Below are 16351 nucleotides of genomic sequence, written 5' to 3'. Positions count from 1 at the left end.
CGTGGGCGAGTTGTTCGGCGCGGGTGGCGTGGCCGAGGGTGACCCAGAGGGCGGGGAGGTCGGTGGGGATGTTGCTGTTGCGGTCGGCGATGCGCTGGCGGTGTACGGCGAGGCGGGCCATCAGGGTCAGGTTCGGGGACTCTGCGGCGAGGATGGTGTTCTGCGCGTCGGTGATCTCGGCGAGGGCGGCGGTGTCGCCGCCGGTCAGGTCGAGCATCCGGTCATGGCGTGCCAGGTCCGTAGCGCAGTCGACTGCGCGGCTCAACTCACCGGTGGCCAGCAGCAGCCGGTAGTAGCCGCGCAGCAGATATTCCGGGGTGCCAGACGGCCACCGCTGCTGCCGGTATTCCTGTGCCCAGGCATGAAGCCGGCCGCGGTAGGCGGCGAGCTTGCTGGGCCCGTAGGCGCGGACGGCATCCTGCTGGAGTTCCTCATGGCCCAGCAGGTACACCTGCGGACCGTTGGTGGGGTTCCACCGCGGGGCGCGGCTGGCGAAACTACGGCCGGTCACCGTCGACAGGAGCTGTTCGATGTCCCATTCGGTGACGTCAGGCTCAGACGACAGTTCTTCCAGGTCACGGCCGGACAGACCACCACCGGCGGCCGTCACCAGCCCCAGCAGGTCCCGTTCGAGCGGGCTGCCAGTGCGTAGCCGGTGCAGATCTGCCTGCATGTCCGCTCTGAGCGCCGCCGCATGCTCCGACCCGTCCAACACCTCGATGATCGCCGGATTGCGTAGCGGGTGTCCGGGGGGCACATCGGCGGGGATCGGCGGGTCCGGGCGGCCCGCGACCACCACCCGCACCCCCTGCGGGGGACTGGCAGGCAACAGCCCCGCGATGCTACGCGCCCCAGGGCCGGTCACTCCCCGGTCCTCATCCAGGCCGTCCACGACCAGCACCAGCCGCTGTCCGCGGGCCTTGCACAGCGCGGCGGCGTCGGCGAACCAGCCGAACCACAGCCGCTCCCGGCGGCCCTGGTCCTGGAACGGGGGGACCGTTTCACCGAGGAGGTCACCGAGCTGTTCGGTGATGATCTCGACGAACGCGGCCCGGTCGCTGTTCCCCGTATAGCGGGCGGTAATGAAAAACGACACCACCCGCACCCCCGGCGGCGGGTCGAGCACAAAGCTGGACATCAACGCGGACTTCCCCGTCCACGCCGCCGCCCGCCACCACACATAAGAGCTGGCCGTCGCCTCGTCGGGGGCAGTGCAGAACGCGGCCAGCCGGGCGAGTTCCGCCCCGCGGCCGACCAGACGGGGCGGCGCGATCTGACGCACCTGCTCCACATAGGCCGACCGAACCACAGGAACAGACATCGCCGCGGGTGGAGGCGGGGTGGACAGTGCGACCGCGCCCGGCCCTGCCCCAGGGTGGGCAGGCGGGGTCTTCGGCTTTCGCCGACCTGGGGCGATCGCGTCCAACAGCCGCTGCCGGCCGACCTCCTCGTCGACGTCGAACAGGTCCACGGACACAACCTGACGCAACAACCCGGGCCGCTCACAGTCCTCTACTCGCACGACTAGCAGGAGACGCTTCGTGCCGTCCGGGTTGGCCGCCCATACGGCCTGCCACTCCTCGCTCGCGAACGCCGACTTCAGATAGGCAGACGACAACACAGCCACCGTCCGCCGCTCACCAGTCAGCGCCCGCTGCATGTCACCGACGAAATGCGAGCCCGGGCGAAAGTCCCATGCCTGAATCAGCGCCTCATGCCCCGCGGCTTCCAACGTCCAGGCAACCCACTCCGCCCACCGGACATCCACACCCGTGTACGACACGAAGAAACGCTGCGCACTGCCGTCCCCACCGGCCACACGATCAGCATCCCACACCACCCCACCACCCGAACCCACCGGCAACCCGCCTACCAGCAGAAACAGCCCAGACATGCCGAAGAGGCCCACATGTGCAACCCGGGGGTGGTGCCGGTCGCGGTGGCACACAGCGATCCCAGCCTGGTGCCGTTACCGGGCTGGGACAACGACAGGCAAGACCGAGCGGCGCCGCAGAACCGGCTGCCGATCCACGCCGGTGTTGGGCGTATCCGGTAAGGCCACCGGTCCCTTCGCCCTGCTGGGCGGACACCGACGTGACGCGCCTGCTGGAGCACACCGAAGGACGGATCGCCGCCGCGATCGCCCAGATATGGCCGCGGGCGGAGACGACGCTGGGGCCGACGGTCACAGGAGGCAGCGCGGTGCGGCGTCAGGTCCGGGTCGACGACCACGCGCCGTGCGCGACGGCCAGCCCGGCGGGAACAGCGCTGTCGAGCGTCGGGCGCGGCGACCACGGTGATCTCGCCGCGGTCCTGTCCGGTGCTGACGCTCCGGGGCAGACGCAGATAGTTGATCCTTTCGTCCGGTCCGCTTATCGAAGGTCTGAGCATTCATGATCCCAATATCCCCGAGGTATGGCAGCCACGCCCGGTCGATGCCACCGGATTCCGCGCCCCGCGTCCCGCCCCTGCTATCTGCCCCGCCGCGTGTTCCCGCAGGCGGCAGGGCCGTCATAGTGGACCGTACCCGCTTTAGTGGACACTCGGTAAAGTTGCCCGATTGATCGGGAGCGCGAGATATGGGCTCGACACGCCGTGCATGTACCGAGGAGTACAAGACGCAGGCGGTAGCTTTCGTCATTGATGGGGGCCGCTCGGCCGCTGAGGTCGTCCGGAACATCGGCGTCCACGAGATGACGTTGGGAAAGTGGTTGAAGAAAGCACGGGACGAAGCCGAGGCGGCCCAGCCATCGAATCAGCACAGACCCGGTGGCGGGCCGTCAAGGCACCCCGCCTCGTCGCGCTGGTCCGTGCCGGCGCGGTATTCAAGAACGGCAATCTCATCGAACGACCCGACGAATCAGAGGGTGGTGATCAGCAAATCGCGTGACACGCCGATCCTCTCACCCATCGCCCTCCCTGCCCGCCGCCGTCGCGCGTGCCGTCTCCGGGATACGCGCATCCGCAGCCGCCGACAAGAGTCACGATCGTCATCTGACAGACCCGCCTGGTACCTCTCGGCTTGACGCATGCCGATATAGGTATATGATGGCTGCCATGGCACGAGCAGCGACGACGTCGGACGTCTTCAACGCGATCGCCGAGCCGCAGCGCCGGGAGATCCTGGTGCTGCTGCGGGCGGGTGAGCGGCCGGTGACCGAGTTGGCCCAGGAGCTGGGGATGACCCAGCCGGGGGCGTCCAAACACTTGCGGGTGCTCCGGGAGGTCGGGCTGGTGCGGGACCGCAAGGCAGGCAAGCAACGCCTGTACGGCCTTGACGCCCGTGGGCTGCGACCGGTTCACGAGTGGACCGGCGGGTTCGAGCGGTTCTGGAACGAGAGCTTCGACCGGCTGGACGCGTACGTGCAGGACCTCAAGCAGGCACGGCAGGAGGAGTAGCTGATGAGCGCGACGAGACGAGGAGCGCCGGCGCAGTCCGCGACGGCCGACCGCGAGATCGTGATCTCCCGGGTCATCGACGCCCCACGGGAGCTGGTGTTCGAGGCGTTCACCGAAGTCCGGCACCTGTCCCGGTGGTGGGGACCGGAGGGGTTCACCACCACCACGCGGTCCTTCGAGTTCCGCGTCGGCGGGGAGTGGGACTTCGTGATGCACGGACCGGACGGGACGGACTACCAGGAGTGGATCTCCTGGACCGAGATCGCCCCGCCGGAGCGGATCGTGCTGCTGCACGGTGAGTCCCGCGGCGACCCGAACGCCTTCGAGTCGGTCCTCACGTTCGCGCCCGACGGGGCGGGGACCCGGATCGAGATGCGCACGGTGTTCCCCACCAAGGAGCTGCGCGACGAGGCGGTCGAGAAGTACCACGCGATCGAGGGCGGCCAGCAGACCCTGAGCAACCTGGCTGCCTACGTCACCGAGACCGTTCGGAAGGGAGCTGAGGGCTGATGGCCGGGAAGGTGTTCTTCAGCGTGACGATGTCGCTGGACGGGTTCATCGCGCCCGAGTCCGTGCCCGTTGAGGACTCCTTCGCGCCCGAGAAGCAGGACGACCCGCAGGTCCAGCGCTGGATGGCGCAGTGGATGGAACTGCAGCAGTGGATCTTCCCGCAGCGGTTCTTCCGGGAGAACCTCAAGCTCGGCGAGGGCGGCGAGGAAGGGCGCGACAACGACATCGTGCGGGAGACGTTCGAGCGCACCGGCGCGAGCGTGATGGGCAAGCGCATGTTCGACCTCGGCGAGCAGGCGTGGCCGGAGGAGGCGCCGTTCCACACGCCGGTGTTCGTCGTGACGCACGAGAAGCGTGACCCCTGGGAGCGGCCGGGTGGGACCACCTTCCACTTCGTCAACGACGGCGTCGAGACCGCGCTCGACCAGGCCCGCGAGGCCGCCGGCGACCGGGACGTCCGCATCGCGGGCGGCGGCGCAACGATCCTGGAGTACGTGAACGCCGGCCTGATCGACGAGTTCACGATCGCGCTCTCACCCGTGCTGTTCGGCTCCGGAATCCGCCTGTTCGAGGGCGTGGACGCGGGTCGCGTGGCCCTGGAGCCGGTCCGCGCGGAGCCGACGCAGCGGGTGACCCACCTGACCTACGCAGTCCGGGAGCGGTAACTGTCTCGACCTCAGCGCTCCTCCGCCGAGGTCAGCAGCGCGGTGAGATCCTCGACGCTCTGAGCGTCAGGAAGGGCGAGCGTTCGGACCGCGAGCTCGGCCGCGCGCTCCTCCGGGAGGGACCTCACGGCGTTGTCGTGGAACTTCCTCGTCAGCTCCTCGTCGGACAGGGGGTTGCCGGGACCGCCGCGGTTGACCTCGACGCGGGCCTCGAGTTCCTCGCCCGTGCGGGTGGTCACGCGCAGGACGCCGGCCGTGCCTCGGCCTCGGGTGGCTCGGCGATCGTGCGCAGGACGGGCTTGGCGACGCCCAGCTCGATCGCTGTGACGTCGGCGGGGGCGAGCCCCTGGGCGCCCCCCCGCCCCAGCCGCAGGGCGGCGTCCACGCCCGCGTGGGTGAAGTGGTTGCACGGGTACGGCTTGAAGACCACGCGCGGTAGCTCCCAGTCCGTGCCCAGGCCGCGGACGACGGCGTCCGGGTGGGAGCGGGTCGCCGCAGAACGCCTGCAGGAACCCGAAGCGGCCCTCCAGCACGGTCGGCGGGCCGGTGAGCCCGTGTCGCGCCAGGTCGGCCGCCGCCACGCCGCAGCGCGCGGCCCAGCCGCAGTGGACCCGCTTGACGGTCCCGCCGGTGCGGTTGGCCTCCAGCAGGCCGGCGCCCATGCTGGCCGCGATGCCGGCGGAGCCACCACACCCGAGGTGACGTGATCATCGTGCGGTGGGCCGACGATTTCGTCGTCGGGTTCGAACACGAGGACAAGGCGCGGCGGTTCCTGGCCGAGCTTGGCGAGCGGTTCGCGAAGTTCGGTCTGGCCCTGCACCCGGAGAAGACCCGTCTGATCGAGTTCGGCAGGCATGCCGACTGGAAGAGGGCCAGGCAGGGTCTGGGCAGACCGGAGACGTTCGACTTCCTGGGCTTCACGCACATCTGCGAGAGGTCCCCGAAGGGCCGGTTCTGGGTAAGGCGCATCACGATCGCCGAGCGGCTGCGGGCGAAGCTACGCGAGGTCAAGACCGAGCTCAGACGTCGCCGACACCTGCCCATCCCCGAGCAGGGGGCCTGGCTGAGAAGCGTGGTACAAGGTCACCTCGTCTACTACGCCGTCCCCGGCAACACCGAGGCAGTGGGGCAGTTCCGGACCCAGGTAACCCGGCTTTGGTACAGGTCGCTACGGCGACGCAGCCAGCGCACACGGATCAACTGGGCACGAATGAACCGACTCGCGACCCGGTGGCTACCACCCGCCCGCATCCGACATCCCTTCCCCGACACGCGCTTCGACGCCAGAACCCGAGGCAGGAGCCCAGTGCGTTAGCAGCGCACGCTGGGATCTGAGCGGGGGGCCGCCCGCAAGGGCGGTCCCTACCGCGATCGATCTATCTCGACTCCGGAACCATCGGAAGCACGGAAGTCAGCTAAGCAAAATCTCCTCGTGGAAAGAAGGGGGAATCCCTATTCCGACAGCCCAGTGGCCTCGCGTGTCCCTCGTCTGGAAGTCCACCGTTATTGAGTTTCGCAACCCACGGGTGGTTCCGATCCTGACGGCTCCTTCACGAAAACTTTCCAGTATAATTGAGTCGCGGTAAGTGATGATGCATCGAACCGACCCTCCTATGATGTTGTAGGAAAACCGAACTCGCCAGTCGTCGCTCAGGGAATAGGTCAGGTATCGCTCCCAGGCCTCTTCTCCGCTCTCAATCTCTGGGGTGACGTCGAAGCTGGTGATAAGCTCTTCATCGTCCGGCGTGCATAGTTCGGTGGTCATTTTATCCACCCCATCTCGGTATCAGTGTGGAAAAACATCTTGATCCATTCGGAAGAATCTGCCAGGTTGTCTCGAAGCGGGCAAATTTTCCAGATGGACCGACGAGCAGGGAGTCGCGTACCTCAAAATTTCCGTACTGATTTTCGAATCGCTTTACAATATTATCCCGGTCTGCAACCACTTCTCGAAAATGATCTTCCAGAAGTTTGCGACCTCGTGTGTCGTCGGAAATTCCGAGATGCTTCATCGAAAAAGCAATTTGGTTGCTCCGGGCTCTGTTGTGCGAGTCGCCGCCGACCATGAGCAGGTTGCCGTCGGGGGTGACGGCGCCGGTGTGGGGGAGCAGACTCGGTCCATTTCGTCGATGCGGGTGAACCCGATGACGGCGTTGACCTTCTTCATCCGGTTGACCGCGATGACCCGTCTGATGGGCGTCGGGAGGCGCTCGCCGGTGGCCTTCTCGGTGGGCGGTATCAAGGAGTCAGTGCGCCGCCGTCCACAGCGTGGCCAAGCGGATCGGGGCACCGGTCGTCGAGTTCGACTGGATGGACCACTTCGGCCCGCTCCAGCAGCCGGGACGCCTTGCCGACGCCATCGCGGGGATCTGGTACTGATTTCTGCGTCAGACTGGTACTACCACGTGCGAAATCCAGGTACTGTCGTCTCGTGGAGCGCTCGTACACCCCTCGTCTGGTCGACGGGTTGATCTCCGACCTGTTCCGGGAACTTCCGGCGATCCTGGTTGTCGGGCCTCGTGCGACCGGCAAGACGACCACGGCCGCACGCCACGCGCGGACGGTCGTCCGGCTCGACGAACCGGCTGAAGCCGTGGCCTTCGCCGCCGATCCCGACGCGGCGCTGCGTGGCCTTGACGAACCGGTGCTCCTCGACGAATGGCAGGCGGTGCCGTCGGTCCTCGGCGCCGTGAAGCGCAGCGTCGATGTGAACTCGGCGCCGGGCCGCTTCCTTGTCGCCGGTTCCGTCCGAGGTGATCTTCAGGCTGAAGGGTGGCCGGGAACCGGTCGCCTCGTCCGGGTGGGCATGAGTGGGCTGACGGTGCGGGAACTGGTCGGCAACATCGACGGCCCGACCTTCGTCGACCGCGTCGCGAGTGGCCTTGGTGAGTCCTTGCGGGTGCCGCCTGACGCCCCGGACCTGCGGGACTACGTCGACCTGGCGCTTCGGAGCGGATTTCCGGAGCCGACGTTGCACCTGTCTGACCTGAATCGCCGACGCTGGCTCGACAGCTACCTCGATCAGCTCCTGACCCGCGACGTCGCCGAGCTGGGTGTTCATCGAGACCCGGAGCGCCTGCACCGGTACTTCGAGGCGCTCGCCCTCAACACCGCCGGCGTCGTGCCGAACAAGACCCTGTGGGAAGCCGGCGGTGTCAACGCCAAGACCGCCGACGCGTACGATCTTCTGCTGCGTAACCTGCTGGTCGTCGATGCTGTTCCCGCGTGGTCGACCAACCGTGTGAAGCGGCTTGTCCGGACGTCGAAGCGGTACGTGGTCGATCCCGGGCTCGTCGGCGCTGTGTTGCGGCTCGACACCGACGGTGTGCTGCGCGACGGCGACCTGCTCGGCAGGCTGTTGGACACGTTCGTCGCGGCCCAACTCCGGGCCGAGCTGCCGGTCAACGCCACCCGAGCCAGGATGTACCACCTTCGGCAGGACGCCGGACGCCACGAAATCGACCTGGTGGCCGAGCTCGGCGCCGAGCGCGTCGTCGCGATCGAAGTCAAGGCCGACTCCGCGCCACGGGCGGACGCGAGCCGCCACCTCCGTTGGCTACGCGACGAAATCGGCGACCGGTTCGTCGCCGGCGTCGTCTTTCACACCGGACCACGCATCTTCCAGATGGACGACCGCATCGTCGCCGCCCCCGTCTGCACCCTCTGGGGATAGCCCGGCCGCGGGCGCGTTCGCGGGCGACCTGAGTCAGTCGAACACGAGGTCGGGAAGGGCGTCGCGGGCTAAAAGCCAGTCCACCCCGTCGGCGGACGCCTCGACGCCCAGCGCCCGCGCGCGGACGAGCCCGTCGGAGGTCGGTCGACCCCGACCATGTAACGGACGTCCACGACACCTCCGCGCCGCAGCTTCACCAGCAGGTCGGTCCCGATGTTGCCGGGGCCGACGATCGCTGCCGTCGTCATCAGGCATCCTGCGCATGCGGCGCGAAAACTGCCGTGACGGTGCCGAGTCCCGCGACCGTCGCGGTGACGGCCGTCCCCGGCCGGACCGGCAGCGCTGCGGTGACCGAACACGGAAGGATCACATGTCCGGCCTCGAGCACCACCCCGTGCTCGGAGAGGGTGTTCGCCAGCCAGACCAGCGCGTTGAGCGGTGAGCCCAGCACCGCCCCGCCGGCTCCGGTGGCCAGCCCCACCCGCACCGGCTTCGTCGACGCCCTCGGCTCTGACGTCTCCACAACCGCGATCTAGCGAAAGCTCGCCGATCCCGGATCGGTCGTCGATGCCGGCCTGCGGGGGCTCGACCGCGGCCAACGGGTCGTCGTCCCCGGCCTGGCCAACCAAGCCTTGACAACGCTGAGCCGAATCAGCCCATCCGGTCCGCTGACCCGGTTGACCGCCCGGATGATGTCCGTCCACGACACGCCAGAACACGCAGCGGCCGGTAAGCACCATGACGTAGTCGCCGAGAGCATCAAGCGCTGCGCGCGTACGGTCCCTTTTCTCGTGCCGGGGTGGGCAGGCATAGGTCGTGGGCGACGTGGGCGACGTGGGTGTCGTTGCGGAGCTGGGTGACCAGGCCGCGGGCTGTGCCGGCGGCCACGTGGAGTCGTTTCCGGAGGGTCTCCGCGGAGATCGGTCGCTGGTGCTGCTGCCAGTGTAGGACGTCTTCGGCACGTGCCCGGTGGAGCAGGTCCTGCCTGCGTGCCTCGCTGTCGGCTTCGCGGGAGGCCGGGTCGTCGGCTGGAATTGCGCCGCGCATCGGCGTGTCCGTGGATGGGGATACCGGCAGCCGGTCCTTCACGGTCCGACGGCGTCGAATGTGGCTTTGTCGTACTCCTGTGCGATCATCGGCTCGGCAACGTTGAGAGCGAGTGTTACGGTACTGGAAAAGATCAATAGACGGCGAGCGGGATGCAGCACTTCGCCGGCCCTGCCGTTCAGGGCGAGATGCCGCGTCCCGCCACCCGAAGTACGGTCAACTTGTCCTACAATAGAAAGATCGACATCCGGCGCGACTATTAAATAACCCTCGGGTTCTCGGCTGCCGTCGCGGTCGTGGCAGTTCGCAATCCAGCCAGGGGTAGGGCTTCCTGGTGTCTCCGGCGGCGGGCGCCGCGTGTTGAGTGCGCTTCAGCTTCCCTGAAGTCCTACCGTCCCACCCGATGACCTGAGTGTCACGGTGAAGGTAAGGGGCGTCGGTTGGGACTGGCAGTGGTGCGGGATCTCCGCGAGGCGCGCGCGCCCGCGAGCCCTGACGAGGTCACGGGGTTCGAGACGGATGCGCTGGCCGGGTTCGTGCTGGCGCGGGCCGCGGCGGGCCGGAGACTGGCGCGGGGTTCGTCCCGCGCAGTAACCCTCAGTAATCGGCCGCTGCCGGGAGTGCGTGCGCCGCGGCACGGGATGGCCGTGCCGCCTCGTCGACAAGCCGGCGCGACTACGGCGGCGCAGCCGGGTCGGCTGCCGTTGTCACCAATCCCCTACGCTGGGTCTTTCGGTGCTGCTAACGTGCCTCCCGGCGGACTCATCCGGCCGGTAGGGGGAACCTGTGGCAGAGAGTTTTCCGGAAGCACCCGTGTGGCCCGTGGTGATGGACGAGGTGCACGCGTTCATCCAGGCGTCCACGCTGGGAACGCCCGGTAAGGTGTTCATCGACAACGCGTTCGCTGATCTCCTGGAACTGGCTCCGGAAGGGCAGCGGAAAACAAAGAACGAATGGAAGCCACCGGGCTGGAAGCCGACCGGGAAACCGATGCCGATGAACTCCTGTACCTATTTTCCGGCGACGAACAACCGGGCCGGATACATCGGCGACGGCGTGGCGATGTTCATCAACGCGAAGTCCTTCTACGGTGTGTGCAACGACTTCGCATGGGTGGTAACCAGTATTCTGGTGACCCGCACGTTCACCGGTCGCCTGAATTCCCAGTCCGCCTTGCTGCCACCGGCGACGCAGGTCGAGGTTTACGGTATCGAAGGACAGCAGGACGCCAAGCACGTATTCACCGTCGTGAACCGGAACGTCAAACGTCACCCCGAAAGGGATACCGACGTGACGGAGGGCGAATTTAAGCAGTGGGGCGACAACTGCTTCGTCGTCGATCAGTGGTACGGTCTCCAAACCGGAACCAGCCCGGTGAAGTCATTCACGGCGGGTGCCTACTACGACAAGGATTTCATCGACTGGTGGACCACCCTCCTGGCCAAGACGAACACGGAGGGCACCAAGAAGCTGAACAAGCTCCAGTCGAAGGCCGCGTTCACGGCCGGCGAATTTCCCCTGTAGGACCTGTCGGCTGTCCGTTACCGGTACCAGTGGTTTCGGCGGCCCGACGGTCTGGGCCGGCATCGCCGGGGAGACCCGGTCGGTCTCGGGTGAGAACGAGGATTTCGGCGATCGGCATGACACGGAGTCAGGTGAGGTCGATGGCGGCCCTGGGCTGGGTCGACGTCGTCGCGGACCCGTACGGTGCGGATGGTGTAGTTCGTCGTTCCGTAGGCGCCGTCGCACAGGCCACGCTCCACCGTGAACCCCTGCGTGTGCACAAGCCTGACGAGCTCGTCCCATAGTCCGCTGGGTGCGGCGCTACGCAGTGCGGCGGGGCCGACGGGACGTTCCGGTGGAGTTTCCAGCTGGGAGACATCGACGACGCCCACAAGGATCAACCGTGGGGCGGTCACGGATGTCTCGGCGGGCCCGTCGGTCGGCTCGGCTGCTTGTCCACCTGCGCGCTGCGGGTGCCTCGCAGCTGCTTCCACCGGTCTGCGATGGCTGTGCCTGCCCGGTCGACGGCATACCGGTCGTCACCGGCGATCTGGTGCTGTGCACGCTGTGCGCGCAACACTGCGTCCAGTGCGGCCGACCCGCCCGTCTGTGCGGCGAGCGGATCTGCCGTCGCTGCCGCCGGGACCACACCAGCAACGCTGGACGCGGTGGACCGTTCCCGAGCCGGACGACTGCCAGGCGCTGTTCTCCGCTGTCGTCGTGATGATGGAGCAGGGCGTGTGGCTTCCCGACTGAAGCCGGTCCATCGGCGTTGCCTGCCGCATCGTCTGTCAGCAGGTGAAGGCCTGTTTCTGCTCCGTGTTCGGTTGCGTTGTCGAGGTGGACAGGGCCTGGCGCCTGGCGGTGGATGGTATGACGGCGGCTGGCCATCCCGACGAGGCCGATGCCTGGTTCGGGCTGGCGCAGGCCCGCCGTTACCAGAAAGGCCGGCGAGACGACACACTCGCGGCTTTCGAACGCGCGCTCGACGCAGCTCTCGGGCGGACCGACGTATGGGACGCCTACCTGGAGTATGCCACCTACGGCATCACCGTCGACGGTCTGCTCATGTTGACCGAACGCATCCCGCCGGGCGTGCAGGCGGACTACCTGGATCGGCTGCTGTCTGTCGCGGACGGCCGGGACCGATGGGGCGGCATGCCCCCGGCTGGGATGTGGCGGCGGCGGCGGCGCCGGCGAGCGCTGTGTCCCGTCCGCAACCTTCGAAGCGAACAGTAGAGCTCTGGACACCTCCGTGGCCTTCCATCAGGTCTGCGGCACGTTGCTGGTGGCTCATTGTTGCTGGTGGCTCATTGTTGGGGGAGGGGAAGTTCGGTGGCGAGGACGAGGGGCCGTGGGGTAATGGTTCGAGTCCCCCTCGGACACAGACACTACGCACACCGATGATCTCGGTGATGCTTCGGCCATGATCGTTTCTGTTTCGTGGTCGTAGGTCAACTTCAGGCCGAGTTCGCGGTAGACCTCGGCTTTGTCGGCCGGATCTGCCTCGTGCAGGATTGCGAGGAGTCCGCCGAGGCCATCGACGAGATCTCTGATCTGTTGCCGGGTGAGCCGGGTCTGTGGCGGGGTTGCTTTGCCTCGGCGGTCGAGGGCGGCGATGACGGTAGCGCGTTCGGCCTGCACGTCGGCGATCCAGCCGGGGACGATGACCGGGTCGGCGCCGGCTTCGAGGGCGGCCCGGTGGCGGGCGAGTTTGCGGTCGCAGTCAGCGATGGCCTGCCGTAGGGGGTCGCTCGGGGGAGTGGTGTCGGGTTGGGTGTGGTTGAGGGCGGTCAGGGTGGCCTCGATGTGGCTGGGGGCGAAGGCAGTGGCGAGCCAGGCGTCGAGGGCGGGAGTGATGGTGTCTTCGCGGACGTAGACGGCCAAAGGATGGTCGATGCGGTTGGCCACGGCGTGTTCCTGCGGGTAGCGGCAGCGGTAGTGCGCATGCCCGTGGTTCCAGTTGCCCTGCATCCGCCGTCCGCACTGCTCGTGGAACAGCAGGCTGCGCAGCAGGTAGGGATGCTGGGTGCGCGGGCCGAGCCGCTCCGAGGTGGGGCCGCGGCTGGCCATGCGCCTTTGTGTCGTGAGGAACGTCGCTTCGTCGACGATCGCCGGATGGGCGGGACGGTCGGACCAGACCCACTGATCGCGGTCGTTCCACGCTAGTTTTGTCTCATAGCCGAGCGCGACGACGTCGACGTCGACGTCGACGTCGACGTCGAGGAGGGTCTCGGTCTTGCGTTGGCGGTTCCAGACTTGCCGGCCGGTGTAGCGGGGGTTGCGCAGGATCGTTTGGATGGCGCTTTTGGACCAGGCGACGCCGGTGCGATGGGGGTTGCGGGTCCGGTCGTAGGCTGACGGGGACAGGATCGTCTCGTCGGTGAGCGTCTGGGCGATCAGGAACAGGCCCATTCCGCCGAGGAACAGGGTGAAGATCTGTTCGACGACGGGTGCGGTCACCGGGTCGGGTTCCAGGATGTGGAGGCGTCGGCCGTCGGCGGCTTTGGCGGGGTTGGGGTGGGGGCCGGCGTCGGCGAGGCGGTAGCCGTAGGGGGCCGTCCGCCGAGGTAGCGGCCCTCGACGCGGGCCTGGGCTTCCATCGAGCTACGGACCCTGATCTTGATCCGGTTCCGTTCGCCTTTGGACATGCCCCCGAAGCGTCCCCGGCCGCGTGGGCGCGCATTGTGTGCGCGGATGCTCCGGCACGGCGCGACATTCGCCGGCACGTTCCGGCATTGAAAATGCCCCGACCTCGGATTTTGCGGTACCGCGCGTCAGTTTCCGGCATAGTCCTATATACGATATTTTGTCTTGTAATCGAGCGGTTAGGGGTTCGAGTCCCCTCGCCGGCTCCAGACAGATGGCTTCTGACCTGCGGTTTTGCAAAGTCAGAGATCATCTATTCAAGATCGAAATGGGTTTGTGAGCACATGGTGAGCGCATTCGGCAGTTTTGTGCAGGGAACGATCATGAACGGGGTGTCGTCTCCGGGCACCTGAGCCGGGGCCTGCGGTCGTGACATCGCCTCCAGCGGTGATTACCCTCCGTTACTACCTGCCGTCCTGGGGTGCGGGTGGGATGCGGCCAGAACGATGCGCACCGGCTGACGATGGCCGGTCCGCCCGCCCACCCCACACGGCCACCGCGGCGTGGGGATCGGACGTTCACGGCGCAGTCAGGGCCGACGGCGGCGCGGCGGATGTGAACATGGCGACGGGGCCAGCGGCCTGGTGTCTGTGGGGACGTGTCACGAATTGCGAGCTGGGCTCCGATGAGCGCGGGTTCGGCGTTCGCCGCCGGCATCGAACCGGGTGCCGGCGGTCGCCGTGGTGTGGACGGGATCCGCCGCACCTCCATCGCCATCCTTCCCTATGGACAGGGAACCTCAAGTTCGCTGTCCACGGAAGCGGGATCGCTCCAGATGTCCGGCTCGCGAGTTCGTGGACTTCGGCGTGCACCCGCGTCGAACGGTCCGCTCGTCGAGTGAGGTCAGTGTGCGGCGACGGTCTGCAGGCTACGGCTGCCGACGCGCTCGCCGATGTCGCGGCCGGCGAGGTAGCCGAAGACCATTGCCGGGCCGAGTGTGCCGCCGGCACCGCCGTACGTCATTCCCATGGGGGAGGCCATGGCATTGCCGGCCGCGTACAGGCCCTCGATGACGTTGCCGTCGAGATCGACCACGCGCGCCCGCGTGTCGGTCTTCGGGCCGCCCTTGGTGCCGAGCATGCCGCTGAAGACCTGGATCGCGTAGTACGGCCCGGTCTCGAGAGGCCCGAGGGACGCCCGCGCGGTGCCGTCGCGCAGCGTCGGGTCACCCCACCACTGGTCCTGGGCGCTCTGGCCGCGGTTGAAGTCGAGATCCTCGAGGTTGCGTGCGTTCGTGTTGAAGCGCTCGACGGTGTTCTCCAGCGCATCGCCTGGGATGCCGAGCTTCTCGGCCAGCCCCCGGAGCGTGTCAGCGGACGTCATCCAGTCCGTCGAGGCCTGCTCGGTAGCGCCGAGGCCTCCGGCGAAGCCGTACTTGTCGAGCCAGTTCTGGTCGAAGACCAGCCAGCAGGGCAGGTTCTTGTAGACGCCGAGGCTGACGTCCTGTTCGTGGAACGCCGCGCCGAAGGCGTTGTAGTTGGCGGCCTCGTTGGTGAAGCGCTTGCCGGTCTTGTTGACCATGATCGCGCCGGGCAGCGTGCGCTCGTAGGTGAGGATCTGCTGGCCAGTCGCGACCAAGCTCGTCGGGACCTCGATCATCGGCATCCACCACGCCTCGGGCATGTTCGCGATCATGGCTCCGGCGCGCATCGCCATCTTGAGCCCGTCGCCCGTGTTGGTCTCCACACCCACGGTGTGGCTGGCGGGCCCCCGCAGGAACGCCCGCTTGAGATCCTCGTTGTGCTCGAAACCGCCGGTCGCGATCACGACGTTCGGCGCGTGGACCTCCTTGCGTCCCGAGGCGGTCTCGAAGACGACGCCGGCGACGCGACCGTCCTCCATGATCAGGTCGACGCCACGGTGGCCGGTCTGCGGCTGCACGCCCCGGTCCAGGCACGCCTTCAGCAGCCGGCCGCCGAGCGCTAGCCCCATGCCGCGCTCGTCGTTGTCGATGCGACGCTGCATCTCCTCGGGCGTGATCTCCTGGGGGACCGGCTGGCCGAGCGTCGTCTGGCCGATCGTCAGGTGATAGGTCTGGTAGTACGGCGGGATGTGCACCCGGTCCTTCCACGCGCCCAGTTCGCCGTACGGGAACAGCGGGGTCTCGAGCGACCGGCCGCCCTGTGGCAGCCCGCCGTCCTGCTCGGGGTGGTAGTCCGGGAAGTCGGCCACCGCGTAGAACTGCACCGGCGTGCGGTCGTGGAGGTAGGAGACCATCTCTGGACCGCGGTCGACGTATGTCTCGACCATCTCGTCGGAGATCGTGCCGTTGGACAGCGCCTTGAGGTACGTGACCGCCTTGTCGCGCGTGTCGCCCTTCTCCGGCGGCTGGTGCTGGTTGAGCGGGATCCAGATCATCCCGCCGGAGTACACCGTGGTGCCTCCCACCGTCTCGCCCTTCTCGAACAGGCCGACTCGCGCCCCCTCCTCCGCCGCGACGGCGGCCGCGGTGAGTGCGGCTCCACCGGTTCCCAGCACGATGACGTCGTAGTCGTCCATCCCTCGCCTCTCGATTCTGCCCTCGACGGATGCGCCATGGGATCCTGCATAGGCTTATTTCTCCTGAGGAATAAGTCAAGACTCCAGTTGAGCTTGGCTCAGCTCCGTCGCACCCCTTGGGCTTGCGTCTGTTCAGGTGGACAACGGCAGGCTCAGGTCGAGCCAGCGAGCCAGCGAGCCAGCTGGTCGCCGGCTCCGGCGGCGGCCGAACCGTCAGGACCGACGGTCGCGATATGGGCCTGTAGAAATAACGGCTCTGCCAAGATTCCGGTTTGCGCCACGAGGCGCTGTGTTTCGAGTGGAGGTGGAAGACCTTCGCCTTCGGCCTGTCGCAGCAGGTCGGGGTAGCTGAGGGCAGCCCGATCCGGGTGGTGCCGGGGAGGGTGGGAGCAGCCCTGACAAAGCC

At 67.4% G+C, this 16351-nt stretch carries 12 protein-coding genes and 7 pseudogenes; 11 read left to right on the top strand and 8 right to left on the bottom strand.

What is annotated here, in order from left to right; genetic code table 11:
• On the bottom strand, positions 1 to 1894 hold a 1894-nt coding region (locus tag U9977_RS14080), incomplete at its 3' end, for a TIR domain-containing protein (protein ID WP_322749700.1).
• A gap of 200 nt (positions 1895 to 2094) precedes the next feature.
• Here U9977_RS14080 and U9977_RS14075 point away from each other — a divergent pair.
• From U9977_RS14075 to U9977_RS14060, 6 genes and pseudogenes are all read left to right on the top strand, one after another.
• Positions 2095 to 2397, top strand: a complete 303-nt coding sequence (locus U9977_RS14075; protein WP_322749699.1) for a hypothetical protein — start codon at positions 2095 to 2097, stop codon at positions 2395 to 2397.
• A gap of 182 nt (positions 2398 to 2579) precedes the next feature.
• A pseudogene (locus U9977_RS27010) lies at positions 2580 to 2696 on the top strand (hypothetical protein); the annotation flags it as partial.
• Between the two features lie 53 nt (positions 2697 to 2749).
• Positions 2750 to 2890 (top strand): annotated as a pseudogene (locus U9977_RS27005) (IS256 family transposase); the annotation flags it as partial.
• A gap of 167 nt (positions 2891 to 3057) precedes the next feature.
• Positions 3058 to 3399, top strand: a complete 342-nt coding sequence (locus U9977_RS14070) for an ArsR/SmtB family transcription factor (protein ID WP_075033765.1) — start codon at positions 3058 to 3060, stop codon at positions 3397 to 3399.
• A 3-nt stretch (positions 3400 to 3402) separates the two neighbouring features.
• Positions 3403 to 3909 carry an SRPBCC family protein gene (locus tag U9977_RS14065; RefSeq protein ID WP_322749698.1) on the top strand — a complete coding sequence of 169 codons (507 nt, stop codon included), beginning with the start codon at positions 3403 to 3405 and terminating at the stop codon, positions 3907 to 3909.
• Positions 3909 to 4574: a dihydrofolate reductase family protein gene (locus U9977_RS14060; RefSeq protein ID WP_322749697.1), complete on the top strand. Its 666-nt coding sequence runs from the start codon at positions 3909 to 3911 to the stop codon at positions 4572 to 4574. The genes U9977_RS14065 and U9977_RS14060 overlap by 1 nt, the downstream gene beginning before the upstream one ends.
• A gap of 11 nt (positions 4575 to 4585) precedes the next feature.
• Here U9977_RS14060 and U9977_RS27000 read toward each other — a convergent pair.
• A pseudogene (locus U9977_RS27000) lies at positions 4586 to 5269 on the bottom strand (MmgE/PrpD family protein); the annotation flags it as partial.
• A gap of 8 nt (positions 5270 to 5277) precedes the next feature.
• On the opposite strand from U9977_RS27000, the gene U9977_RS14045 reads away from it, so the two are divergent.
• Entirely contained in the window at positions 5278 to 5889 is a 612-nt protein-coding gene (locus U9977_RS14045) for a reverse transcriptase domain-containing protein (RefSeq protein WP_322749694.1), read from the top strand.
• Between the two features lie 96 nt (positions 5890 to 5985).
• On the opposite strand, the gene U9977_RS14040 is transcribed toward U9977_RS14045, so the two are convergent.
• Positions 5986 to 6339 carry a hypothetical protein gene (locus tag U9977_RS14040; protein WP_322749693.1) on the bottom strand — a complete coding sequence of 118 codons (354 nt, stop codon included), beginning with the start codon at positions 6337 to 6339 and terminating at the stop codon, positions 5986 to 5988.
• Between the two features lie 666 nt (positions 6340 to 7005).
• Between U9977_RS14040 and U9977_RS14035 the strand changes: the two genes are divergently transcribed.
• Positions 7006 to 8247: an ATP-binding protein gene (locus U9977_RS14035; RefSeq protein WP_322749692.1), complete on the top strand. Its 1242-nt coding sequence runs from the start codon at positions 7006 to 7008 to the stop codon at positions 8245 to 8247.
• A 36-nt stretch (positions 8248 to 8283) separates the two neighbouring features.
• On the opposite strand, the pseudogene U9977_RS26995 reads toward U9977_RS14035, so the two are convergent.
• The 3 pseudogenes from U9977_RS26995 to U9977_RS26990 form a co-directional block, all read right to left on the bottom strand.
• A pseudogene (locus U9977_RS26995) lies at positions 8284 to 8495 on the bottom strand (acetaldehyde dehydrogenase (acetylating)); the annotation flags it as partial.
• Positions 8495 to 8719: pseudogene (locus U9977_RS14030) on the bottom strand (2-keto-4-pentenoate hydratase); the annotation flags it as partial. The pseudogenes U9977_RS26995 and U9977_RS14030, both read right to left, overlap by 1 nt.
• Positions 8720 to 9006: 287 nt before the next feature.
• Positions 9007 to 9554: pseudogene (locus tag U9977_RS26990) on the bottom strand (hypothetical protein); the annotation flags it as partial.
• A 180-nt stretch (positions 9555 to 9734) separates the two neighbouring features.
• Between U9977_RS26990 and U9977_RS26985 the strand changes: the two are divergent.
• The 3 genes and pseudogenes from U9977_RS26985 to U9977_RS14015 all read left to right on the top strand — a co-directional run.
• A pseudogene (locus U9977_RS26985) lies at positions 9735 to 9854 on the top strand (site-specific integrase); the annotation flags it as partial.
• A 262-nt stretch (positions 9855 to 10116) separates the two neighbouring features.
• Positions 10117 to 10818, top strand: a complete 702-nt coding sequence (locus U9977_RS14020) for a hypothetical protein (protein ID WP_322749689.1) — start codon at positions 10117 to 10119, stop codon at positions 10816 to 10818.
• Between the two features lie 852 nt (positions 10819 to 11670).
• Positions 11671 to 12036 carry a hypothetical protein gene (locus U9977_RS14015; RefSeq protein ID WP_322749688.1) on the top strand — a complete coding sequence of 122 codons (366 nt, stop codon included), beginning with the start codon at positions 11671 to 11673 and terminating at the stop codon, positions 12034 to 12036.
• Positions 12037 to 12090: 54 nt separating this feature from the next.
• On the opposite strand, the gene U9977_RS14010 is transcribed toward U9977_RS14015, so the two are convergent.
• Both U9977_RS14010 and U9977_RS14005 read right to left on the bottom strand, forming a co-directional pair.
• Positions 12091 to 13260: a recombinase family protein gene (locus U9977_RS14010; protein WP_322749687.1), complete on the bottom strand. Its 1170-nt coding sequence runs from the start codon at positions 13258 to 13260 to the stop codon at positions 12091 to 12093.
• Between the two features lie 1029 nt (positions 13261 to 14289).
• Positions 14290 to 15945: an FAD-binding protein gene (locus U9977_RS14005; protein WP_322749686.1), complete on the bottom strand. Its 1656-nt coding sequence runs from the start codon at positions 15943 to 15945 to the stop codon at positions 14290 to 14292.
• Positions 15946 to 16351 lie beyond the last annotated feature (406 nt).

It is taken from the genome of Protofrankia sp. Cas8 (genome assembly GCF_963555845.1).
Taxonomy (GTDB): Bacteria; Actinomycetota; Actinomycetes; order Frankiales; family Frankiaceae; genus Protofrankia.
This window is presented reverse-complemented; position numbering and strand designations above follow the sequence as displayed.

Coding starts and splice junctions, on each gene's coding strand:
- U9977_RS14040 (WP_322749693.1), bottom strand. CDS start 6,339: ATGACCACCGAACTATGCACGCCGGACGATGAAGAGCTTATCACCAGC.
- U9977_RS14070 (WP_075033765.1), top strand. CDS start 3,058: ATGGCACGAGCAGCGACGACGTCGGACGTCTTCAACGCGATCGCCGAG.
- U9977_RS14005 (WP_322749686.1), bottom strand. CDS start 15,945: ATGGACGACTACGACGTCATCGTGCTGGGAACCGGTGGAGCCGCACTC.
- U9977_RS14015 (WP_322749688.1), top strand. CDS start 11,671: ATGACGGCGGCTGGCCATCCCGACGAGGCCGATGCCTGGTTCGGGCTG.
- U9977_RS14065 (WP_322749698.1), top strand. CDS start 3,403: ATGAGCGCGACGAGACGAGGAGCGCCGGCGCAGTCCGCGACGGCCGAC.
- U9977_RS14060 (WP_322749697.1), top strand. CDS start 3,909: ATGGCCGGGAAGGTGTTCTTCAGCGTGACGATGTCGCTGGACGGGTTC.